The organism is Amycolatopsis sp. NPDC023774 (assembly GCF_040639695.1).
Lineage (GTDB): Bacteria > Actinomycetota > Actinomycetes > Mycobacteriales > Pseudonocardiaceae > Amycolatopsis.
Genome location: NZ_JBFAAJ010000011.1, coordinates 23,148 through 43,842 on the forward strand (window position 1 = coordinate 23,148; position 20,695 = coordinate 43,842).

Below are 20,695 nucleotides of genomic sequence, written 5' to 3' on the forward strand. Positions count from 1 at the left end.
TGTTCCTCCTGTTTGCGGCACACTGGACGCCATGACTCGACCGAGCCCGGTGACCGACGCCGCCGACGTCGACGCTCTCACCGACGCCGTGCTCACGGCGTCGCGGCTGCTCGTGGCGGTGTCGGTCCGGTCGATCGCCGCGGCCGGCGACCGGCTGACGCTGCCGCAGTTCCGGCTGCTGGTGGTGCTGCGTACGCGCGGGCCACTCAAGCACGCCACGCTCGCCGAGCACCTGGGCGTGACCCCGTCCACGGCCAGCCGGATGGTCGACCGGCTCGTGGCCGCCGGGCTGGTGCACCGGCGCCACAGCACCGTCTCCCGGCGGGAGATCGTGCTGGAGCTGACCGAAGACGGCGAGCGGACCGTCCGGCAGGTCACCGCGCGGCGGCGCCGGGAGATCGCGAAGATCGTGGCGAAGATGCCCGAGCAGCGGCGGCGCGGTCTCGTGGAGGCGCTCGCCGCGTTCGCCGAGGCCGGGGGCGAACCGCCGGTCGGCGCGGGGCCGGACGGCGGCTGGGGCTGACCGTGGTTGTCACGGGGGCCGGAGGACTTTGCTCAGCTTCCGGATGATCTTCCCGTCCAGCCCCGCGACGCGGCCGGCCGGCACGATCGCCGGCAAAAGCAAGGGGAACAGGTCGAGCGGGTAGGTCCACAGGTACTGGTTGGTGTGCAGGAGCATCAGCCAGATCGTGCCGAGCAGCAGCAGGCCGCCGATGGCCGCGATGCGCGTGAGCAGCTTGAAGGTGAGGTCGATGGCCATGAGCTCCGCCAGGAGCAGTAACCCTATTTTCGCGATGACATTGCCGAACCAGTCGAGCCCGACGAAAATCCGCAAGGCGACGGTAAGTTGTACCAGTGCCCTGGTGGGTATGGCGGATTTTTCTTCGAGCGCAACGGGTTCGGCGGTCTGCTGAGTCATCGTGGTCTCCGTGGTCGTGCTGAAGGAGAACGACCAGAGAGTAGATCCACTTCGGCCGAGTGCCGCGTTTTACGCTGGCGGCGTCAGAGGCCCGTAAGACATTGCCGAAATGTTCCTGGCGACCGAATTCGATTCGCGTTTCTTGTCGCGGACTGTCCACTGTGGCCGATTGGGCCTACTTCCGTGGTGTCGTGTAGTGCTCGACGAGATTGATCATTATGCGGCGACGACCCACAGCGCGTCGGCCACGACCACACTGACGCCCAGCGCCGCCACCGCCGACGTCCAGGTGCCAGCCAGACCGGCGAGGCCGAACGGGATGCTGAACAGGTTGAGCGGGAAGCGGTGTTCGCGCGGTTTCTCGCCCGTTGCGGAATCCCCGTGCATGGTGGGCGCTCCTTTCCGGCCGGCGGCGGGTGTTCGGGCCGGGCCGGTGGCAGTGGACAGCGAACGTCGCGGCGGGTCGGCCCGCTGCGACCGGCACCCGGTGGTCCGGCGGGTGGTGTCGACAGAGGACTGTCGCGCTGAACCCGGGTGCGGCCGGAGTCCACTTCGTACACAGTCGTGTCGGGCTCGTCGCCGGGACCTATCGCGCCGGCGCTGGCGGAGCACTTCGATCGGGTGGGCTTCACCGTGCGCACTGTCGCCGGAACGGGTCACTTCGTGCACCTCGACGACCACGAGGGCTTCGTGGCGGCCCTGGACGGCTGGGTGTGAGCTATGCCCGCGGCGCATAGGAAGTCAGCTCAAGCAGCATTTTCCGGATATCCGGTGAGCGGGACACGATGGACGTGTGACCACCAGGACCACCGTCGCGGCGCGATTCCCAGGAGCCCGCAGATGAGCGGGAACGCGCGCGAACCCGGCCGCTCGACGATCGACCGGCTGTTCACCCTGCTCGACGTGTTCGACGGCACTGAGCTGACGCTGGCGGAGATCACCGAGCGCTCCGGGCTGCCGCTGACCACGGCGCACCGGATCCTCGCGTCCCTCGAGCGCTGCGGCGGCGTCGAACGCGGCCCGGCCGGCACCTACCGCATCGGGCTGCGCCTGTGGGCATTGAGCACGCGCTCGTCGGCCGGCGCGGCGCTGCGGGAGCGAGCGTCGCGACCGATGCAGACGCTGTACGAAGCCACGCACGCCACCGTGCAGCTCGCCGTGCGCGATCACCACAGCGCGCTCGTGGTCGAGCGGCTCACGGGGCTGCAGGCGTCCGCCGACCGCACGGAGGTCGGCGGACGCCTGCCTTTGCACGCGACCGCGGTGGGCAAGGTCCTGCTGGCCCACGACCCGGCCGGGCTGCTCGCCGAACTCGGCGAGCGGGGTCTGCGCCGCCATACCCCGCACACGCTCGTGATGCCGGGCCGCCTCGCCGCGTCGGTGCGCGCCACCCGCGAAACCGGATTCGGCACGTCGCACGAGGAACTGATCCTGGGCGCCGCGTCGCTCGCCGTGCCAGTGACCGACGCCGACGGCGTCGTGCGCGCCGCCCTTGGGCTCGTCACCCGCTCCCACGCGTCCCTTGCCCGGCACGCCGACGTGCTGCGCTCCGCGGCCGAGCGGATTTCGGGGCCTGCCCTGCTTCGGAAGTCGAGCTGACCCCATGGACTTGACGGTGCGCCGGTGGGCGGGTGGCAATCGGACCGCGTTGCTCGTCCACGGCTTGTTCAGCGACAGCGCGTCGTGGCATCGGCTGGGCCCGGCGCTGGCCGATCGCGGCTACACCGTGCTGGCGCCGGATCTGCGCGGCCACGGCGCCAGCCCTCGGAGCCGCTATTCGCCGACCGACTGGGCGCTGGACCTCGTCGACACGGTCGGCGACACGAAGATCGACTTGGCCGTCGGGCATTCCCTGGGTGGCCTCGCGCTGGCCATCGCCGCGCACGCGCTGCGCCCGTCGAGCGCGGTGTACCTCGACCCGGCGTGGCGGATGACGGCTGAGCAGGACGTGCGCTCGCGAGGCGAGTGGACCGCGTGGCTGGAGTGGACCGAGCCCGCGCAGTTGCGCGAACGCCTCGGCGGGCGGTGGCCCGAAGCCGACCTCGCGCTGCGGTGGGAATCCCTGTGGCGCATGGATCCCGCGGCCATCCCCGGGCTCGCCACCGGCGTCGGTTACGACCATTCACCCGAGTCGGCGCCGTGGCCGTCGCTGGTCCTCGGAGCGGAGGGGAGCGAGTACATCACTCCGGTGCACGCCGGGGAGCTGCGCGCCCGCGGCCTGGCCGTGGAGACCGTGCCCGGCTCGGGGCACTCGTGGTTCCGCGAGGACTTCACGGCATTCCTCGCGCGCCTCGACGAGTGGCGCGCGGCGTCGTAGTCACGCGGCGGCGAGCCAGCGGGCACAGCGACTGTCCACACGGGACGAACCGCTTCAGGGCGCGGATGCCGTCGAAGCTGCCGGGCCGGTAGCCATCGGCGATGACGCCTCGGAGCAGGGAGCCGGCGACGAAGACTCCGCCGTAGGCGGCGCGGTGGTGTAAAGCCAATTGTGCCAGGGATGGGCGTTGGGGTCCGCGCCGGAGCGGAGCATCGCCTCCATCATCGGGTGGTTGTCCACATCGACCAGGGACAGCACCGCCGCGAAGCCGCGCACGCGGGCGGCGCGGTAGGCCGCGAGCAGGAGTTGGTCCACGTAGCGGTGACCGCGCTGCTCAGGTAGGACACCGATGAGCACGATGGTGCCCACCCCTGGATCACCGTCCCGTTGGGCCAGACCCACGAACCCGACCGGTACAGCGTCGGTTGTTTCGGCGTACAGCCACGACTGGGCGTCCGCGGGGGAAGCGTGGTGGTCCAGGAACGTGGTGACCCATTGCTGGGGATGGTGGCGGCCGAACACCAGGGCGTCGGTCCGGTCCAGGGTCTGGGCCACACACCGCCCGATCAGGGATAGGAACGCCTCCTGCCCGATCCGCGACATCGGCTCCAGTCGCAGTCCGACGGACTCGCGCAGCGCTTGACCGGTGTCGGCCCACCAGAAGCCCTCTTTCTCCTGGAACAACTCGAACCCGCAGGCCTGCGCAACGTCGCGGCGAGCGGCGTGGTCAGAGCTCACCGACGCGCTGACCGGCAGGTAGACCGAGACGCCCCGCGGGGCCGAGTCCAGGGCTGCGGTCACCACGGCCCGTGCGGCACCCCGCCCGCCCTCTGCCCAAGACAGCCGAGCCACCGCGTACTCGAGGGGCTCGCGCTCGAAGATCTCCGCCCGCCCCAACACCGCCGACGCCTGTTCCACACCGTCGTGCTCCACCACAAAACGCGCGATCGGCCTCAATGTCGATCCCGGCCTGACCTGCGAGGGATCAAGCGTGATCCGACGAACCTCACCCACTGCACAACCCCCGTCCCCTCCGGCGCCAACCGGGACTATCCAACACCTGCGCAGCCGAGCGTCACAGTCTCCTTCGTCCGGCCCGATATTCCTGTCCGCACTTGTCCGACTGCTTGTAGACGCTGTTGAAGTCGCGTTTGCGGGTGCGGTCGAGGTCGGCCAGTTTCGCTGTGGCAGCGGTGAAGCTGGTGGTGCGACCTTCGACCTCGCCGAGCCAGCCGTTGAGGCTCGCTTCAGCGATACGGTCGCGCAGGTTCGCCACGATCTCCACTGGCCGGCCGCGCTGGCAGGGATCGACGTGCAGCGTCGGGCAGCGAACGCAGGCGTGTTCGTGCTGGCAGGGTGTGCCGTCGGGTCGCCGCAGTCGCCCAGTTCAAGTCTGCGTAGCTGGAAGCTTCTCTGCACGGATCAAGTTGATCACGGCGGTCAGATTGCCGCTGTCGGCCAGGGCAGGACTGTGAGCTCGGGCCACTGGCGGCGCCAACGACTGGTCTTGTCCTCGAAGACGCTGCGTGGCGCCAGGATTGGGTTGGGCCGGACGATGATGTTGAACACGTCGGATAGCCCGTGCGGGGCGTAGACGCGCCAGCGCCCGGCTGGTTCGAGGCGGACACCCAAACAGCAGGTGGTCGCCGCGAAGGAGTCGATCGCATCCTCGGTGCACGTGTGGGCGGGACATGGCGTCCCGAACTTCTCCTCGTACCAGAGATGGACGCGCGCCTCGTTGCGGATCTCCACCTCGGCCGGGATGTCGGCGAAGACATGCTTCGCCGACTGGATCACCGCGTCCTCCGCCTCCCAGGACAGGTCGGTGGCGTCGAAGTAGAACAGGTCGTAGTCCTTGATGCCGTCGCCGGGCGCCCGGCTGGTGACTGCGTTCCAGACGGTCTGGAACAGACAGCCTGCCGTGAGATACCAGCCGGGCAGCCGCAGCGACACCGACCGGGACAGCACCTCCGTCAGCACTTCGTTGCACGAGAGCACCGTTCGGAAGGCGTCGAGTTGTTCTCAACAGGTAGTTGGCTGCTCACCGCCTATACCTACCACCTGCGCGGCTGGGTGGGCGGACAAGCGTCAACGCGCGGGCCGAAGCCTCGCGTGCGGCGCGTGCGCGTCGGTCCAGCAGGTCTTCCCTCGATCTCATCGAGACGGGACAGCATTTTCGGATTTATGGCGAGCATCGGGCAGCGCAAACACGAATGCTCATGCCGGCAAGCGGAACCGTATGGCCGTGTGCAACCCGGGACGCCGTCCTGGCAGGTGGTGTTCCCGCTGACGGTGCATGGGCCGCTGACGGGGTGGTTGTGGGACCTGGCCGCGTGCGACGTGAGTCCGACGACGTCGCGATGATGGCGGTGGTTTCCGGCGGTGGACGTGAAGTCGAAAGCCGGACGCCGCCCGTCGGCATCCCCCGACCGCTCCTCGAGCTGCTGCGCAAGCACAAGGCGACGCAGGACCGAGAACGCGAGTTCGCGGGCACCGAATGGCAGGAACTGGGCTGGGTGTTCGCGCAGTCAACCGGCAAGCCGCTGGATCCGCGGGCGGATCACGATGAGGGGAAGACTTTGCCGGCCGAGGCTCAGGTTCGCGACGGCTGATTGCACGATGCTGGTCATACGGCAGCGACGATGCTGCTCGTCCTGCGGGTGCCGCTGCCCGAGACCATGGCGGTGATGGGCTGGGGCGATGCGGCAGTGGCGAAGCGATCCGTCCACGTGCCGACGGAAGTCTTCACGGGAATCGCCGACCAGGTCGGCAACTTCCTCCGGAACGATGCGCCACGGCAGGAGCCTCCTGCGGAGCCTGCGATGCAGCCTCGCTGATCGACCAGCGCCAGCAACTCCTCGATGCCGCGAAATCGCCCGGCCGCCACTCCGGTGGCGACGACCCGCCTGGGCTACGCGCGGTGGTCTGAACGCCGTATAACGGCTTGTACTGAGACGGAAACTGAGACGGCGGGACAGCTCCGGTCGGAGCCGTCCCGCCGCTTCTGCCGGTCGGCATACTTCTACTGGTCGGGATGACAGGATTTGAACCTGCGACCCTTCGCTCCCAAAGCGAATGCGCTACCAAGCTGCGCCACATCCCGATACCCGCCACCCGCCGAAAGCCGAGCCCGCCGGGATCCGGAGGGGGTGTGCGGCACCAGCCTAGCCCTCACGCTAAGCTGGGCCAGCCTCCGGGTCCACTGGGTCCCAGCGGGGGCGCTGCGGGTGTAGCTCAATGGTAGAGCCCTAGTCTTCCAAACTAGCTACGCGGGTTCGATTCCCGTCACCCGCTCCATAGCCGTTCACCTGCGAAGACGAGGCCGCGTCGGCCTCGAGGCGGGTGGCGATCACGTCCAGGAGCAGGTCGGTGTCCACCGGCTTGGTGATGTAGTCGTCGGCGCCCGAGGCGAGGGTGCGTTCGCGGTCCTCGGCGGTGGCCTTGGCTGTGACGGCAATCACGGGCAGGTCCTCGTGGGCCGCCTCGGCGCGGATGGCCGCGATGGTGGCGTTGCCGTCGAGTTCGGGCATCATGACGTCCATCAGCACCAGCGCGGTGTCCTCGTGGCGTTCCAGGGCGCGGATGCCCGCGACGCCCGTGTCGGCGTAGATCACCTCCAGGCCGGCCTGTTCGAGCACCGCCGCGAGGGCGAAGACGTTGCGCAGGTCGTCGTCGACGATCAGGACCTTCTCGCCGTTGAAGCGCTTCGGGGCGCTGTCCGGCTCGGTGACGGTGATCGTGCTCGGCAGGACCGGCAGCTTCGGCTTGGGCCGTACCGGGACGGCGGGCGCGATGAGGTTCGCCGCGCCCACGGGCAGGTACAGCGTGAACGTGCTGCCCTTGCCCGGTTCGCTGCGCACGCGCAGCTCGCCGCCGATGAGCTCCGTGAGCTGCTGGCTGATCGAGAGCCCGAGGCCGGTGCCGCCGTACTTGCGGCTCGTGGTGCCGTCGGCCTGGCGGAACGCGTCGAAGATGATCGCCAGCTTCTCCTCGGGGATACCGATGCCGGTGTCCTCTACGGCGAACGCGATGATGCCCGCCGCCGACTGCAGCGCCTCCTGCTCGACCTCCTCGGCCGAGGCCATGCGGATGTGCAGCCGCACGCCGCCCTCGTCGGTGAACTTCGCGGCGTTGGACAGCAAGTTGCGCAGCACCTGCTGCAACCGGTGCTCGTCGGTGTGCACGCTGCCGGGCACGGGTGGATCGATGAGCACGGCGAATTCCAGGCCCTTGTCCGACGTGAGCGGGCGACACAGCGATTCGACGTAGTTCACGAGCTCCGGCAGCGTCACGTCGGACATCTGCAGGTCCATGCGCCCGGCCTCGACCTTCGCGAGGTCGAGGATGTCGTTGATCAGCTGCTGCAGGTCGCTGCCCGCCGCCCAGATCGTCTTGGCGAACTGGATCTGCTTCTCCGTGAGGTTGCCCTCCGGGTTCTCCGACAGCAGCTTGGCGAGGATCAGGGCGCTGTTGAGCGGGGTCCGCAGCTCGTGCGACATGTTCGCCATGAACTCGGTCTTGTACTGCGACGCCACGGTGAGCTGCCCGGCACGCTCCTCCAGCTCCTGGCGCGCCTGCTCGATCTCGATGTTCTTGACCTCGATGTCGCGGTTCTGCTGAGCCAGCAACGCCGCCTTCTCGGCCAGCTCCGTGTTGGAGCGCCGCAGCTCGCCCTGCTGCGCCTGCAGCTGCTCCGAACGCGCGCGCAGCTCCTGGGCCAGCCGCTGCGATTCGGTCAGCAGGGCCTCGGTACGCGAGTTCGACAGGATCGTGTTCACGTTGACGCCGATGGTGTGGCGCAGCTGCTCCAGCAGATCCAGGTGCACCGCGGAGAACTCGTTGACCGAAGCCAGTTCCAGCACGCCGAGTACCTCGCCCTGGAACAGCACGGGCAGCACGATCACGTTCACCGGCGGCGCCGAGCCGAGGCCCGAGGACACCAGCGCGTACTCCGGCGGAGCCTCGCGCACGAGGATCGTCTGCCGGTCGACGGCGGCCTGCCCGATCAGCGACTCGCCCATCGTGAACCGCAGTCCGGCGCGCGACTGCGCGAGCCCGTAGGCGGCGATGCAGTCGAGGACCTTGCGGCCCGGGTCGCTGCCGTCGTCGTGGGCGAGGAAGAACGCGCCCTGCTGCGCGCTCACCAGCGGCGCGAGCTCCGAGAGGATCAACGTGGCCACGGACGCGAGGTCGCGGTGGCCCTGCATCCGCCCGGACAGGCGCGCGAGGTTCGTCTTCAGCCAGTCCTGCTCCCGGTTCGCCGAAGTCGTCGACTTCAGGTTCGCGATCATCTGGTTGATGTTGTCCTTGAGGTCCGCCAGCTCACCGGACGCGTCCACGGTGATGTGGCGGGTCAGGTCGCCCGCGGTCACGGCCGTGGCGACCTGGCCGATCGCGCGCACCTGTGTGGTGAGGTTGCCGGCCAGCTGGTTCACGCTTTCGGTGAGCCGCTTCCACGTGCCGGACACGCCCTCCACCTCGGCCTGGCCGCCCAGCTTGCCCTCGGTGCCGACCTCGCGGGCCACGCGCGTGACCTCCGAGGCGAACGCGGAGAGCTGGTCGACCATCGTGTTCATCGTGGTCTTGAGTTCCAGGATCTCGCCTCGCGCGTCGACGTCGATCTTGCGCGAGAGGTCCCCTCGCGCGACCGCGGTGGTCACCTGCGAGATGTTGCGCACCTGGCTGGTCAGGTTGTGCGCCATGAAGTTGACGTTCTCGGTCAGGTCCTTCCACGTGCCCGCCACGCCGGGCACGCGCGCCTGACCGCCGAGGATGCCTTCCGTGCCGACTTCGCGCGCCACGCGCGTGACCTCGTCTGCGAAGGCACGCAGCGTCTCGACCATGCTGTTCAGCGTGGCCGCGAGGGCCGCGACCTCACCGGCGGCGTCGATGGAGATCTTCTTCGACAGGTCGCCGTTGGCCACCGCGCTCGCCATGGTGGCGATGCTGCGGACCTGGTCGGTCAGGTTGTCGGCCATGACGTTGACGTTGTCGGTGAGGTCCTTCCACGTGCCGGCGACGCCGGGCACGCGGGCCTGGCCGCCGAGCTTGCCCTCGGTGCCGACTTCGCGCGCCACGCGGGTTACCTCGTCTGCGAACGCGGAGAGCTGGTCGACCATCGTGTTGAGCGTGTTCTTGAGCTCGAGGATCTCGCCGCGCGCGTCGACGGTGATCTTCTGCGTCAGGTTGCCCTTGGCGACGGCGGCCGTGACCTGCGAGATGTTGCGCACCTGGTCGGTGAGGTTGTTGGCCATGAAGTTGACGTTGTCGGTCAGGTCCTTCCACGTGCCGGCCACGCCCGGCACGGTCGCCTGACCACCCAGCTTTCCCTCGGTACCGACCTCGCGCGCGACGCGGGTTACCTCGTCGGCGAAGGCGGAGAGCTGGTCGACCATCGTGTTGAGCGTGGTCTTGAGCTCGAGGATCTCGCCGCGGGCGTCCACCGCGATCTTCTTGGTCAGGTCGCCGCGCGCGACGGCCGTGGCCACCTGCGCGATGTTGCGGACCTGCGCGGTGAGGTTGTTCGCCATGAAGTTCACGGACCCGGTGAGGTCGCGCCAGATGCCGGCGACGCCGGGCACCTGAGCCTGGCCGCCGAGCATGCCCTCCGTGCCGACCTCGCGCGCGACTCGGGTGACCTCGTCGGCGAAGGCGGAGAGCTGGTCGACCATCGTGTTCATCGTCGTCTTGAGCTCGAGGATCTCGCCGCGCGCGTCGACGGTGATCTTCTGCGTCAGGTCGCCCTTCGCCACGGCGGTGGTCACGTGGGAGATGTTGCGGACCTGGTCGGTGAGGTTGTCGGCCATCTGGTTCACCGAGTCGGTGAGGTTGCGCCAGGTGCCGGCCGCGCCGGGGACCTCCGCCTGGCCGCCGAGCCGGCCGTCGCTGCCGACCTCGCGCGCGACGCGGGTGACCTCGTCGGCGAAGGCCGAGAGCTGGTCGACCATCGTGTTCAGCGTGGTCTTGAGCTGCAGGATCTCGCCGCGGGCGTCGACGTCGATCTTCTTGGTCAGGTCGCCGGCCGCGACCGCCGTGGCGACCTGGGAGATGTTGCGGACCTGGTCGGTGAGGTTGTCGGCCATCAGGTTCACCGAGTCGGTGAGGTCGCGCCAGGTGCCGGCGACGCCGGGCACGCGCGCCTGGCCGCCGAGGCGGCCTTCGCTGCCGACCTCGCGTGAGACGCGCGTGACTTCGTCGGCGAAGGACGACAGCTGGTCGACCATGGTGTTGATGGTGGTCTTGAGCTCGAGGATCTCGCCGCGTGCGTCGACGTCGATCTTCTTGGTCAGGTCGCCGCGCGCCACGGCCGTGGTGACCTGGGCGATGTTGCGGACCTGCTCGGTGAGGTTGTCGGCGAGGAAGTTCACGGAGTCGGTGAGGTCGCGCCAGGTGCCCGCGACGCCGGGGACCTCGGCCTGGCCGCCGAGGCGGCCCTCCCCGGCGATCTCGCGCGAGAGGCGGATCACTTCGGCGGCGAAGCGCGAAAGCTGCGCGAGCAGGCCGTTCACGGTCTTCGCGAGGTCGGCGTACTGGCCCTGCAGCGGCTTGCCGTCCAGTTGCAGCGCCATCGGCTGCGAGAGGTCGCCCGCGGCCACGGCGCCGAGCACCCGGTCGAGCTCCACCACGGGCTTGCTGACGTCCTCGATCAGCCCGTTGACGGTCTCGACGGCGGTGGTCCAACCACCGGGGCCGATCTCGGCGCGCACGCGCTCGGTGAGCCGGCCCTCCTGCCCGACGGCGCCGCGTACGCGCATGAGTTCCGTCACGAGCCGCTGGTTGCGCTCGGCGATGTCGTTGAACGCGCCCGCGAGCTGAGCGGCGATCCCGTCGCCGCTCGCCACGAGCCGACGGCGGAAGTTGCCTTCGCCGAGGTCACGGACGGCGGCCAGGAGTCGCTCCAGTGCGGCCGCTTCACCGGCGGCGATGCCGTTGCCCCCGGTGATCTCGTCCCGCTCGGAACCGGTTGTCATGTCTGCCGACCCTCTCCACCACGCGTGTGCCAGCCATGGTCGTCGACCCAGCGTGCCACGGTTCGCCCTACACTTCGAGCCAGTCCGCCCGCTCACGCTGTGCCAACCTTGTACTGACGACAAGTCGGTCGACCCGGAGGCAGGAGGTTCGTGCATGGTGTCACGGCCCGCTCCGGCGTCGGCCCTGCCACCCGGCGCCGAGCTGCCCGAGTACGGGGGTTTCTGGCGTTCGGTACTCGAAGACGTGCGGGACCCGGTGTTCGTCCAGGACCCGGCCGGAGCCGTGCGCTGGGCCAACGCGGCCGCGCGCACGCTCGGGGCCGAGGGCCCGCCCGTACTCGTCACCGTGACGGAGACCACCGGCCGCATCGACTTCGGCGACGTCCGCCGCGCCGCGCACGTGCGTGCGCTGCCCGAGGGCTGGCGCGTGTGGACCGTGGTCGACGACAGCCCCCGTCGTCCTGAGGACTTCCTCGCGGAAGCCGGTCCGAAACTCGCCGCGGCCCGCGGCCGCCACGGCACGGCACGCGTGATCGCCGAGCTGGCCGCGTCGGCGCTGGGCGACTGCGTGTTCGTGCTGCTGCCCACCACCCGTGGCCGCTGGGAGTGGTGGAGCTGCGAGGACCACGGCGCGCCCGGCCACGGCCGCATCCGGCGGGTGCTCGCGCAGCACGCGCCGGCCGTGGCCGAGACGTTCGCGGCCGTGGGCCCGCCCGAGATGCGCGTGGTGCCCGCGGCCGAGGTGGCCACGATGCCCGCCGTGGTGGCCGAGCGGTTCGCCGGCCACGCCGAGGTTTCGGTGGTGTCGCTGGGTGTCGACGAGGGCGGCGTCACCGGCGCGGTGCTGATCGGGCGGCGCGCGGAACCGGCGTTCGGCTCTGGGCAGCCGCGCGCGATCGAGGCGTTCGCCACCGCCGCGGGCACGGCGCTGGCCAACGCGCAGCGCTACGCGCGTCAGGAAGAAGCCACGCGCGGCCTGGAGACCACGCTGAAGCCGACCCCGCCCGCTGAGGTCGACGGCGCCAACTTCGAGCTCTGGTACGAGCCGGCCGGTGGCGTGCTCGGCGTGGGCGGCGACTTCTACGACGTCCTCGCGCGCGAGGACGGCAGCGCGTTCGTGGTGGTCGGCGACATCTGCGGCAAGGGCGCCGAGGCGGCCGCGCTCACGGGCCGCGTGCGGCATTCGCTGGCCGCGTTGCAGCTCGTGGAACGCGACGGGCGCACCATGCTGCGCCTGCTCAACGAACTGCTCATCGCCGGCGGCTCCAATCGCTTCGCCACGCTCGTGCTCGGCTCGGTGGCGCCGACGGAGTCGGGTCTCGACGTCACGCTCGCCTCGGGCGGGCATCCGGCGCCGCTCGTGCTGCGCCGAGACGGCGGGGTGGAGGAGGTGAGCGTGCCGGGCACGCTCGTCGGGATCTCGCCGCAGGCGCGCTTCGCCGAGGCGACAGTGCACCTCGACGAGGGCGACGTCTGCCTGCTCTACACCGACGGCGTCACGGAAGCGCGCAACCGCACGGAGTCGGCCGAGCTGTTCGGCGACGAGCGGTTCCACAGCGTCCTCGCCGACTGCGTCGGGCTGCCCGCGCACCAGGTCGTGGCGCGGCTGCGCGAGGCTGTGCGCGCCTGGCTGGGCAACTCCGGCCACGACGACATCGCCGTGCTCGCGATCGAAGCCGCGGCACGCGCGGATTGAGCGGTCCGCCGGGCGGGTAGCCAGGGATCAGGCACTTGGACCCGGACGGAGGAAACCCGATGACGAACGCACTTCACGGCCGCAAGGTGGCCATCCTGGCGGCCGACGGCGTCGAGCAGGTGGAGCTGGAAGAGCCGCGCAAGGCGGTCACCGCCGAAGGCGCGACCGTGGACCTGGTCTCCCTCGCCGACGGCGAGATCCAGGCGATGAACGGAGACATCGACAAGGGCGCGACGTTCCCGGTCGACCGGCTCGTCTCCGACGTCTCCGCGGACGATTACGACGCTCTCCTGCTGCCCGGCGGCACGATGAACCCCGACAACCTGCGCCGTGACCCGGCGGCCGTGCGGTTCGCGGGCGACTTCGTGCGCGCGGGTAAGCCCGTCGGCGTGATCTGCCACGGGCCGTGGACGCTCGTGGAGGCCGACGTGGTCCGCGGGCGCACGCTGACGTCGTTTCCCAGCGTGCGCACGGACATCCGCAACGCGGGCGGCACCGTGGTGGACGAAGAAGTGGTGGTGGACAACGGTCTCGTGTCCAGCCGCAACCCGGATGACCTGCCGGCTTTCTGCGCGAAGGTGATCGAGGAGTTCGCCGAGGGGCGCCACCCGGTCGGCTGAGCCTCGGCAAAGCACTGGCGCACTCCCGGTCCACGGGGGACCCTTGTCGGGTCCGAGCCGTGCGATCCGGGAGGAGGTGACGCGATGACAGTGCATTCGAGGCGATACGGCCGGTGGTGCCGGGAGCACTTCGACACGCCCGCCCCCGCCGGGGGCAAGGCCGTGAAGGAGGTTCAGGTTCCGCCGCCCGAACCTCCGGGGCCGCCCGCGCCTCCGTCGCCGCGGAAGCCGAAGGGCTGAATTCCGGGCTGTTTGGGGGAAAGTGGGCAACCTCGATGAGGGCCGCACGTCCTGCCGGTCATGAAACACACCCGGTGCGCCGTCGTCGTCGTGGCCGCACTCGCCGTGCTGGCCCTCGGCCCCGCCGCCACCGCTGCTCCTGATGTCCCCGCTGGGTTCGCGCCCGCGTCCACGAGCTGGACCGGGCCGGAGCACGGTTTCGTGCTGGGCTACACCGACTGCGGCGAACCAGGTTGGTGCCCGGCCCTGCTCTCCACGACCGACGGCGGCGCGCACTGGCGGAGGCTGGGCGCGCCGCCGATGTCGTTGCCGGACAACCACAACCACGTCCGGATCGTCGCTGCCGGCGATCAGCGCCTGTATGTCACCGACGGCTCCCGCGTCCTCGCCACGCACGACGGCGGCCGCCACTGGTTCACGGTGCTCGTGGCCGGCGGCGGGCAGCGTTACGTGTCCGCGCTGGCCGAGACGGGTGGCCGGATTTTCGCCGTGGTCACGAGCAACTCCTCCGGCAACACCACGTCCGTGTACTCGGGCCTGGCAGGCGGGCCCGTGCTGACGCCGCTGCCGGGGTTCGAGGTCACGGGCGGGATCACCTACGGCGACCTGGCCACCGGGGGTGGCCTGCAGATCGCGCTGGGCGCCGATTACCGCACCGAAGAGTACTGGACTTCACGCGACGGGGTGGTGTTCACGCGTGCTTCGCCGCCGTGCCCGTCCGGGACCACCGCGTCGCTGGGCGGCGTGCGGGCCGGGCAGGTGATCGCGTTGTGCAGCAGCAGCCCGGGTTCGCCGCAGCCGGGCTCGTCGGAGCGGCGGATGTGGCGCGCGCGGAAGCTGGGCGGGACTTTCAGCGGTACGGCCGACGCGCCGTCCGTCGGCATCACGCAAGGCTTCGGCGCCGCGACCGCCGACACCGCGACCGTCGCGGCCGAAGGAGGCGGCGACGGCTTCCTCCACCACACCACCGACGGCGGCCGCACGTGGACCACCACCGTGCTGTCGGATCGGGGCGTCGGGCTCTCGGATCTGGCCTTCGTGGGCGAGGGCGTCGGCGTGGTCGTCGACGGCCTGCCGGACGCCGAAGCCGGCTCCGCTGTGTATCGGACGGCCGACGCCGGGAGGACGTGGGAAGAACTATCGTTCTCCTGAGCATTACTGCAGGTGGAGCGGACTGTGGGGAGTGGGTTCACTTGGTGAACGCGGTGTCGTAGGCTGTGCACTGTCCGTGGCGCGAAGGGGGCAGTGGTGGTTTCGGGGACCTGGACGCGCTTCGACCACGACCGGCCCAGCCTGGCCCGCTTGTCCGACGCCCTCCTCGGCGGCTGCGACCACTACGAAGCCGACCGCGTGATGCTGCAGCGCCTGCTCGCCGTCGCCCCCGGCTCGCAGACCATGGCGCGCGAGCACCGCGACTGGCTGATGCGCGTGGTCCGCCACCTCGCCGCCGACCGCGGCATCGACCAGTTCCTCGACCTGGGCTCCGGCATGCCCACCGCCGAGAACACCCACGAGGTCGCCCAGCGCCACAACCCCGACGCGCGAGTCGTGTACGTCGACAACGACCCGGTCGTCCAGGTCCATGGCCGCGCCGTCCTGGAGACCAACGACCGCACCCACGTCTCGGGCGCCGATCTCACCGACCCGGGCGCAACCCTGGGTGACCCCATCGTCTACCGCCACCTCGATTTCGACCGCCCGATGGCCCTGCTGCTCTGCTCGATCGTCCACCACATCGACAGCCTCGACCGCGCGCAGTTCATCGTGCGCAGCTACGTCGACCAACTGGCCCCCGGCTCGTTCCTCCTGCTCACCCACCACCACGAACCCCCGGCCGACCCACCCCGGCAGGCCTTGGCGCGCCTCATCGACTCGACCTTCCAGGGCACGGGGCTGGGCACGGTGCACCGGTCGCGGGAGGAGATCGAGTCGTTCTTCGAGGGGATGGAGCTGCTGGAGCCGGGGCTGGGCCTGCTGCACGAGTGGTGGCCGGACGGCCCGCGGATGACTCCGTTGGGGGATTTGAACTATCTGACTTTGGGTGGAGTGGCCAGGAAGCCGTAGGGCGCAGGCTCGCGGCGTGGCCCTGGTTTCGCCGCCGCTGACGTCTCATGCGCTTTTCCGCGCAAGGGCGGCTGGCCGATCACCGGACTTCGTGGCTACGGCGACGAGGCTGCAGACGTTCTCGTTGCGGCGCAACGCATCCAGCTCTCGCCGGAGCTCCGCGAAGGTCAGCGTCTCCCGCTTCGTGGCGGAGCCACCCAACCGTAGAACAGAAAACGGGCGGCCTCCACAAAGGAAGCCGCCCGTTTCAGTTCAGCCCAGACCTCACGCCACGTCGAACGTGTCCGGGTCCGGCCCGGTGCGCAGGCCACGGTCGAGGGACGACAGGCTCGCCACCTCGGTGTCGGTGAGGGTGAAGCCGAAGACGTCGAAGTTCTCGGCCACGCGCGAGGGCGTGACGGACTTCGGGATGACGACGTTGCTCAGCTGCAGGTGCCAGCGCAGCACGACCTGGGCGGGGGCGCGGCCGTGCGCGGCGGCGATGTCGACCACCGCCTGCTCGGCCAGGAGGTCGCCGCCCTTGGCCAGCGGGCTCCAGGCTTCCGTGGCGATGCCGTGGTCGGCGTGGAAGGCACGCAGTTCCTGCTGGACGAGGTAGGGGTGCAGCTCGATCTGGTTCACGGCCGGCACCACGCTGCCCTCGTCGAGCACGCGGCGCAGGTGCGACGGCTGGAAGTTGGACACGCCGATGGCGCGCACACGACCGTCGGCGTAGAGCTTCTCCAGTGCCTTCCACGTGTCGATGTACTTGTCGCGCGCGGGCAGCGGCCAGTGGATGAGGTAGAGGTCGAGCCGGTCGAGCCCCAGGGCCGCGATGCTGGCGTCGAAGGCGCGCAGCGTCTGGTCGTAACCCTGGTCGCTGTTCCACAGTTTGGTGGTGATGAACAGCTCGTCGGCCGCGATGCCCGACTCGGCGAGCGCCTCGCCGACGGCCGCTTCGTTTCCGTACGCGGTGGCGGTGTCGATGCTGCGGTAGCCGGCGTCGAGCGCGGTTTTCACCGCGGCCTTCGTCTCGGCGGGCGGCACCTGGAAGACGCCGAAGCCGAGCTGCGGCATCTCCACGCCGTTGTTCAACTTGGTGACAGGAACGCTGGTCAACTCACAAACCCTTCTGTACGAACAAAATCTCACGGAATGATCGCCGACGCGACCCCGCCGTCGACGCGCAGCGCGCCCCCGGAGGTCGCGGCGGCCTGGTCGGAGGCGACGTAGGTGATGAGGTTCGCCACCCCCTCCGGGCGGATCAGGCGGCCCAGCAGGGAAGTCGGACGGTCTTGAGCTATGAACCGCCGCTCGGCCTCGGCGAAGTCGAGGTCCGGGTACAGGCTGCGCACGAACTCGCGCACGCCGTCGGTGAGCGTGGGTCCGGGCAGCACGCTGTTCACGGTGACACCCGTGCCGGCCACCTCCTGCGCCATCCCGCGGGACAGCGCCAGCTGGGCCGTCTTCGTCATACCGTAGTGGACCATCTCGGTCGGCGGCTGAACCGCCGATTCACTGCTGACGAAGGTCACCCGGCCCCGCGATTCACCATCCAGGGCGCGTAGTGCCGCGCGTCAGGCGCACGCCCGAGAGCACGTTGACCTCGTAGATCCGCTGCCAGTCGGCGTCGCTGATCTCGAAGACCGGGATCGACGCGAAGACGCCCGCGTTGTTCACCAGCACGTCCACGTCCGGCAGCTGCTCGACGACCGCGGTGACACCCTGCCGACGTCGGCGACGATCCCGCGCACGCCCAAGCGCTTCGCGACCTCGGCGACGCGATCGGCGTTGCGGCCGTTCGCCACCACGCCGGCGCCCGCGGCGGCCAGCGCGGCGCCTGTGGCTCGCCGATGCCGGCGGTGGACCCCGTGACCAGGGCGGTGCGCCCGCTCAGGTCGATGTTCATCGGGTGGACACCCCTTCCTGCGTTCGCGAGTACAGTGGCATTAGACGATTACGAGCGTCGGCAATACTTGCACACGCGGTTAATTGCACGCGCTCGATAGTGCCTGACGGACGATCCGCTCGCAACCGCGGGGGTCGGCGAGAAGGGATGAACCGTGTCACTGGCTGACGACGCCGTGGAGGCCCGGGCTCAGGGCTGGCGCACTCTGGCCGCGTTGCACGCGCGCATCGAAGACCGGCTGCAGCGCGCGCTCGAGCGTGACCACGAGCTGTCGGTGAGCGAGTACACCGTGCTCGACGTGCTCGCCCGCCAGGACGGCTTCCACCTCCGGATGAACCAGCTCGCCAACGCCGTGGTGCTGAGCCAGTCGGCCACCACCCGCCTGGTGACCAGGCTCGAGGACCGCGGCCTGCTGTCGCGCTACCTCTGCCCGACAGACCGGCGCGGCATCTATACCGAGGTGACCGTCGCGGGCCGCGAGCTGCTCGACGAAGCCCGCCCGACGCACGACGCCACGCTGTCGGCCGCGCTCGCCGAGGCTGAGGAGCTGCCGGAGCTGGTGCCGCTCGTCGGCGCGCTGGGTTCGCTCGCCTTCGCGAATCAGTAACGCACCGTAACCATTCCTCTGGGCCCTCCGAGGACCTTCGGCCCTAGGCCTACACCTTTCGCCGCGTGAGGCTGGACCGGGAAAACTCCCGGAAGCCGGGTGGCGAAATGACGGAAAATGCTCGTATTGCGGAACAAGCTCCCGCCGGAATACTTGAGCGCCTCGGCAGCTGGTGCGCCGGCCGCTCGTGGCCGGTGATCGTGATCTGGCTCCTGGTGCTGGCCGGCGCGACGGTGGCCAACAACCTCGTGGGGGGGGCACGTACAGTGACGACTTCAGCCTGCCCGACGCCGAATCCGGCCGCGGCAGCACCGTGCTCGCCGAGCACGGCATCGTCGGTGGTTCGAACAGCGCGCGCCTGGTCTTCACCACCGACTCCGGCACGCTGAGCAGTCAGAGTGCCGCGATCGAGCAGGCCGCTGCGCAGGTCCGTTCCGTGCCCCACGTCGTGTCGCTGTCCGACCCCCTCGCGCCGGGCACCACCGCGCCCGACGGCCGGGTCGCCTTCGCCAACATCCAGTTCGACGACAAGCCGGCCGTGCTGGGTACCGACCTCGTCGACGGCATCGACAAGGCCACCGATCCCGTGCGCGCCACCGGCGTCCAGGTCGACTACAGCGGCGCGCTCGGCAAGGCGGCCGAACCCAGTGGCGGCGACCTGCGGTCGGAGTCCGTGGGCATCATCGTCGCGATCCTGGTGCTGCTGCTGGCTTTCGGCAGCGTGATCGCCGCCGGTCTTCCCATCGTCACGTCGGTGATCGGCGTGGTGACCGGCCTCGGCATCCTGGGGCTGCTGGCCGCCGTGGTCAGCTTCGCCACGGCCTCGCCGACGCTGGCGATCATGATCGGGCTCGGCGTCGGCATTGACTACGCCCTCTTCCTCACCACGCGCTTCCGGCAGCACCTCATCGACGGCGCCGATCCGGCCACCGCGGCCGGCCGCACCGTCGCCACCAGCGGCCGTTCGGTGCTGATCGCGGCGACGACCGTGGTCATCGCGCTGATGGGCCTGTTCACCGTCGGCGTCGCGTTCATCGGCAAGCTGGGCCTCGCGGCCGCGATCACGGTGATCGTCGCCGGGGTCGCGGCGACCACGCTCGTGCCCGCGCTGCTCGGTCTGGCCGGGCGCCGGATCGACCGGCTGCACGTGCGCAAGCCGGTGGCCGAACAGTCGGTCGACGGCAAGGAAAGCGCCTGGCACCGCTACGCCGTGCGCATCGACCGCCATCCGTGGCGCTACCTCGGCGCCGGCGTGCTCGTGGCCGCGGTGCTCGCCATCCCGGCGTTCTCCATGGAGCTGGGCCACATCGACGAGGGCGCCGACCCGGCCGGCACCACCACGCGCCAGGCCTACGACGCCATCAGCAGCGGCTTCGGCCCGGGTGCCAACGGGCAGTTCACCGTCGTCGTGGAGTCGTCCGACGCGGCCTTGGGCGCGGCCGTCCAGCAGGCCCTGGCGAAAACTCCCGGCGTCGCCTCGGCCACCCCGATGTCACCCAGCCCGGACGGCGCGCTGATGCTGTCCATGCTCACCCCCATCACGGGCCCGCAGGACGCCGCCACCGACGAGCTGCTCGGCAGGCTGCGCGCCCAGACCCTGCCCCTGGTCCTCGGAGGCGCAACCAGCTACGTCACCGGCATGACGGCCGGCCAGCTCGACTTCCGCGACATCGTCGCCGCCCGCCTGCCCACCATCATCGGCGTGGTGGTGGCGGCCGCGTTCGTGTTGCTGTTGCTGTCTTTCCGCAGCCCGGTGCTGGCGTTGAAGGCCGCGTTGCTGAACCTGCTGTCGATTGCCGCTTCGTACGGCGTGATCGTCGCCGTGTTCCAGTGGGGCTGGGGCGGGGCTCTGTTCGGGGTGGACGAGAAGGTACCCATCGAGTCGTACGTGCCGATGATCATGTTCGCCATCGTGTTCGGCCTGTCGATGGACTACGAGGTGTTTCTGCTCTCCCGCGTCCACGAGGCCTGGCTCAAGACGCGCGACAACTACGCGAGCGTCGCCGACGGCCTCGCCGTGACTGTCCGCGTGATCTCGTCGGCGGCCGTGATCATGGTGTGCGTGTTCTTCGCGTTCCTCGCCTCGCCGAACGTGGTGATCAAGATCTTGGCGCTCGGGCTGGGCGTGAGCGTGCTGATCGACGCGACGATCATCCGCCTCGTGATCGTGCCGGCGGCGATGTTCCTGCTGGGCAAGCGCTGCTGGTGGCTGCCGCCGTGGCTGGACCGGTTGTTGCCGCACCTCGAACCCGAACCCGAAGGGCTGCCTCCGGCTCGTGCACCGGAGTCGGCACCGTCCACTTAGACCGGTATGACGAGGTGGCTGAACCAGTCGACGGCGCACCCGGCCAGTCCTGCGCCGCAGAGCCACAGC

General features: G+C 70.0%; 18 protein-coding genes, 2 tRNA genes and 3 pseudogenes. 13 read left to right on the forward strand and 10 right to left on the reverse strand.

Translation table 11 applies throughout. The features are described 5' to 3' along the window. Positions 1-31 precede the first annotated feature (31 nt). Positions 32-523: a MarR family transcriptional regulator gene (locus tag AB0F91_RS22970; protein ID WP_360600268.1), complete on the forward strand. Its 492-nt coding sequence runs from the start codon at positions 32-34 to the stop codon at positions 521-523. 9 nt (positions 524-532) lie between these two features. On the opposite strand, the gene AB0F91_RS22975 is transcribed toward AB0F91_RS22970, so the two are convergent. Together AB0F91_RS22975 and AB0F91_RS22980 are read right to left on the reverse strand one after the other, a co-directional pair. Further along, the gene (locus AB0F91_RS22975; RefSeq protein WP_360600270.1) at positions 533-919 is read right to left on the reverse strand and encodes a hypothetical protein; all 387 of its coding nucleotides are present in this window, start codon (positions 917-919) and stop codon (positions 533-535) included. Positions 920-1,135: 216 nt separating this feature from the next. Further along, positions 1,136-1,306, reverse strand: coding sequence for a hypothetical protein (locus tag AB0F91_RS22980; protein WP_360600272.1), 171 nt, complete (start codon positions 1,304-1,306; stop codon positions 1,136-1,138). A gap of 147 nt (positions 1,307-1,453) precedes the next feature. Between AB0F91_RS22980 and AB0F91_RS22985 the strand changes: the two genes are divergently transcribed. The 3 genes from AB0F91_RS22985 (at position 1,454) to AB0F91_RS22995 (ending at position 3,236) form a co-directional block, all read left to right on the forward strand. Beyond that, complete coding sequence (locus tag AB0F91_RS22985) at positions 1,454-1,636, forward strand: hypothetical protein (RefSeq protein WP_360600274.1); 183 nt, start codon at positions 1,454-1,456, stop codon at positions 1,634-1,636. Positions 1,637-1,759: 123 nt separating this feature from the next. Beyond that, positions 1,760-2,518: an IclR family transcriptional regulator gene (locus AB0F91_RS22990; RefSeq protein ID WP_360600276.1), complete on the forward strand. Its 759-nt coding sequence runs from the start codon at positions 1,760-1,762 to the stop codon at positions 2,516-2,518. 4 nt (positions 2,519-2,522) lie between these two features. Beyond that, positions 2,523-3,236, forward strand: coding sequence for an alpha/beta fold hydrolase (locus tag AB0F91_RS22995; protein ID WP_360600278.1), 714 nt, complete (start codon positions 2,523-2,525; stop codon positions 3,234-3,236). Here AB0F91_RS22995 and AB0F91_RS23000 read toward each other — a convergent pair. From AB0F91_RS23000 to AB0F91_RS23015, 4 genes and pseudogenes are all read right to left on the reverse strand, one after another. Further along, a pseudogene (locus tag AB0F91_RS23000) lies at positions 3,190-3,387 on the reverse strand (hypothetical protein); the annotation flags it as partial. The gene AB0F91_RS22995 and the pseudogene AB0F91_RS23000 sit on opposite strands and share 47 nt — an antisense overlap. A 71-nt stretch (positions 3,388-3,458) precedes the next feature. Further along, positions 3,459-3,839 (reverse strand): annotated as a pseudogene (locus AB0F91_RS23005) (GNAT family N-acetyltransferase); the annotation flags it as partial. 472 nt (positions 3,840-4,311) lie between these two features. Further along, positions 4,312-4,512: a hypothetical protein gene (locus AB0F91_RS23010; protein WP_360600280.1), complete on the reverse strand. Its 201-nt coding sequence runs from the start codon at positions 4,510-4,512 to the stop codon at positions 4,312-4,314. Between the two features lie 164 nt (positions 4,513-4,676). Further along, positions 4,677-5,216, reverse strand: coding sequence for a nucleotidyltransferase family protein (locus AB0F91_RS23015; RefSeq protein ID WP_360600282.1), 540 nt, complete (start codon positions 5,214-5,216; stop codon positions 4,677-4,679). A gap of 380 nt (positions 5,217-5,596) precedes the next feature. Here AB0F91_RS23015 and AB0F91_RS23020 point away from each other — a divergent pair, with 380 nt between their 5' ends. Together AB0F91_RS23020 and AB0F91_RS23025 are read left to right on the forward strand one after the other, a co-directional pair. Further along, entirely contained in the window at positions 5,597-5,848 is a 252-nt protein-coding gene (locus AB0F91_RS23020) for a hypothetical protein (protein ID WP_360600284.1), read from the forward strand. Between the two features lie 30 nt (positions 5,849-5,878). Next, a complete protein-coding gene (locus tag AB0F91_RS23025) occupies positions 5,879-6,073 on the forward strand; it encodes a hypothetical protein (RefSeq protein ID WP_360600286.1) in 195 nt (64 codons plus the stop codon). A gap of 189 nt (positions 6,074-6,262) precedes the next feature. Here AB0F91_RS23025 and AB0F91_RS23030 read toward each other — a convergent pair. Continuing rightward, positions 6,263-6,339: transfer RNA gene (locus tag AB0F91_RS23030), tRNA-Pro, on the reverse strand. Positions 6,340-6,459: 120 nt separating this feature from the next. Here AB0F91_RS23030 and AB0F91_RS23035 point away from each other — a divergent pair. Further along, positions 6,460-6,533 (forward strand) — tRNA-Gly (locus AB0F91_RS23035). Here the strand turns inward: AB0F91_RS23035 and AB0F91_RS23040 are convergent. Beyond that, positions 6,485-11,206, reverse strand: coding sequence for a HAMP domain-containing protein (locus AB0F91_RS23040; RefSeq protein ID WP_360600648.1), 4,722 nt, complete (start codon positions 11,204-11,206; stop codon positions 6,485-6,487). The genes AB0F91_RS23035 and AB0F91_RS23040 overlap by 49 nt on opposite strands. A 154-nt stretch (positions 11,207-11,360) precedes the next feature. On the opposite strand from AB0F91_RS23040, the gene AB0F91_RS23045 reads away from it, so the two are divergent. The 4 genes from AB0F91_RS23045 (at position 11,361) to AB0F91_RS23060 (ending at position 15,826) form a co-directional block, all read left to right on the forward strand. After that, positions 11,361-12,902 carry a SpoIIE family protein phosphatase gene (locus AB0F91_RS23045; protein ID WP_360600288.1) on the forward strand — a complete coding sequence of 514 codons (1,542 nt, stop codon included), beginning with the start codon at positions 11,361-11,363 and terminating at the stop codon, positions 12,900-12,902. 59 nt (positions 12,903-12,961) lie between these two features. Further along, positions 12,962-13,522, forward strand: coding sequence for a type 1 glutamine amidotransferase domain-containing protein (locus tag AB0F91_RS23050; protein WP_360600290.1), 561 nt, complete (start codon positions 12,962-12,964; stop codon positions 13,520-13,522). A gap of 300 nt (positions 13,523-13,822) precedes the next feature. Then, on the forward strand, positions 13,823-14,914 hold the full coding sequence (locus AB0F91_RS23055) for a hypothetical protein (protein WP_360600292.1): 1,092 nt from the start codon (positions 13,823-13,825) through the stop codon (positions 14,912-14,914). A 96-nt stretch (positions 14,915-15,010) separates the two neighbouring features. Then, entirely contained in the window at positions 15,011-15,826 is an 816-nt protein-coding gene (locus AB0F91_RS23060) for an SAM-dependent methyltransferase (RefSeq protein WP_360600294.1), read from the forward strand. Positions 15,827-16,090: 264 nt separating this feature from the next. Here AB0F91_RS23060 and AB0F91_RS23065 read toward each other — a convergent pair whose 3' ends face one another. Both AB0F91_RS23065 and AB0F91_RS23070 read right to left on the reverse strand, forming a co-directional pair. Then, the gene (locus AB0F91_RS23065; RefSeq protein WP_360600296.1) at positions 16,091-16,924 is read right to left on the reverse strand and encodes an aldo/keto reductase; all 834 of its coding nucleotides are present in this window, start codon (positions 16,922-16,924) and stop codon (positions 16,091-16,093) included. A 29-nt stretch (positions 16,925-16,953) separates the two neighbouring features. Beyond that, positions 16,954-17,497, reverse strand: a pseudogene (locus AB0F91_RS23070) (SDR family oxidoreductase). A gap of 371 nt (positions 17,498-17,868) precedes the next feature. On the opposite strand from AB0F91_RS23070, the gene AB0F91_RS23075 reads away from it, so the two are divergent. After that, the gene (locus tag AB0F91_RS23075) at positions 17,869-18,321 is read left to right on the forward strand and encodes a MarR family transcriptional regulator (protein WP_360600298.1); all 453 of its coding nucleotides are present in this window, start codon (positions 17,869-17,871) and stop codon (positions 18,319-18,321) included. A gap of 313 nt (positions 18,322-18,634) precedes the next feature. Then, positions 18,635-20,626 carry an MMPL family transporter gene (locus AB0F91_RS23080; protein WP_360600300.1) on the forward strand — a complete coding sequence of 664 codons (1,992 nt, stop codon included), beginning with the start codon at positions 18,635-18,637 and terminating at the stop codon, positions 20,624-20,626. Positions 20,627-20,695 lie beyond the last annotated feature (69 nt).

Coding starts and splice junctions, on each gene's coding strand:
- AB0F91_RS22970 (WP_360600268.1), top strand. CDS start 32: ATGACTCGACCGAGCCCGGTGACCGACGCCGCCGACGTCGACGCTCTC.
- AB0F91_RS22975 (WP_360600270.1), bottom strand. CDS start 919: ATGACTCAGCAGACCGCCGAACCCGTTGCGCTCGAAGAAAAATCCGCC.
- AB0F91_RS22980 (WP_360600272.1), bottom strand. CDS start 1,306: ATGCACGGGGATTCCGCAACGGGCGAGAAACCGCGCGAACACCGCTTC.
- AB0F91_RS22990 (WP_360600276.1), top strand. CDS start 1,760: ATGAGCGGGAACGCGCGCGAACCCGGCCGCTCGACGATCGACCGGCTG.
- AB0F91_RS22995 (WP_360600278.1), top strand. CDS start 2,523: ATGGACTTGACGGTGCGCCGGTGGGCGGGTGGCAATCGGACCGCGTTG.
- AB0F91_RS23020 (WP_360600284.1), top strand. CDS start 5,597: ATGATGGCGGTGGTTTCCGGCGGTGGACGTGAAGTCGAAAGCCGGACG.
- AB0F91_RS23025 (WP_360600286.1), top strand. CDS start 5,879: ATGCTGCTCGTCCTGCGGGTGCCGCTGCCCGAGACCATGGCGGTGATG.
- AB0F91_RS23040 (WP_360600648.1), bottom strand. CDS start 11,206: ATGACAACCGGTTCCGAGCGGGACGAGATCACCGGGGGCAACGGCATC.
- AB0F91_RS23045 (WP_360600288.1), top strand. CDS start 11,361: ATGGTGTCACGGCCCGCTCCGGCGTCGGCCCTGCCACCCGGCGCCGAG.
- AB0F91_RS23050 (WP_360600290.1), top strand. CDS start 12,962: ATGACGAACGCACTTCACGGCCGCAAGGTGGCCATCCTGGCGGCCGAC.
- AB0F91_RS23055 (WP_360600292.1), top strand. CDS start 13,823: ATGAAACACACCCGGTGCGCCGTCGTCGTCGTGGCCGCACTCGCCGTG.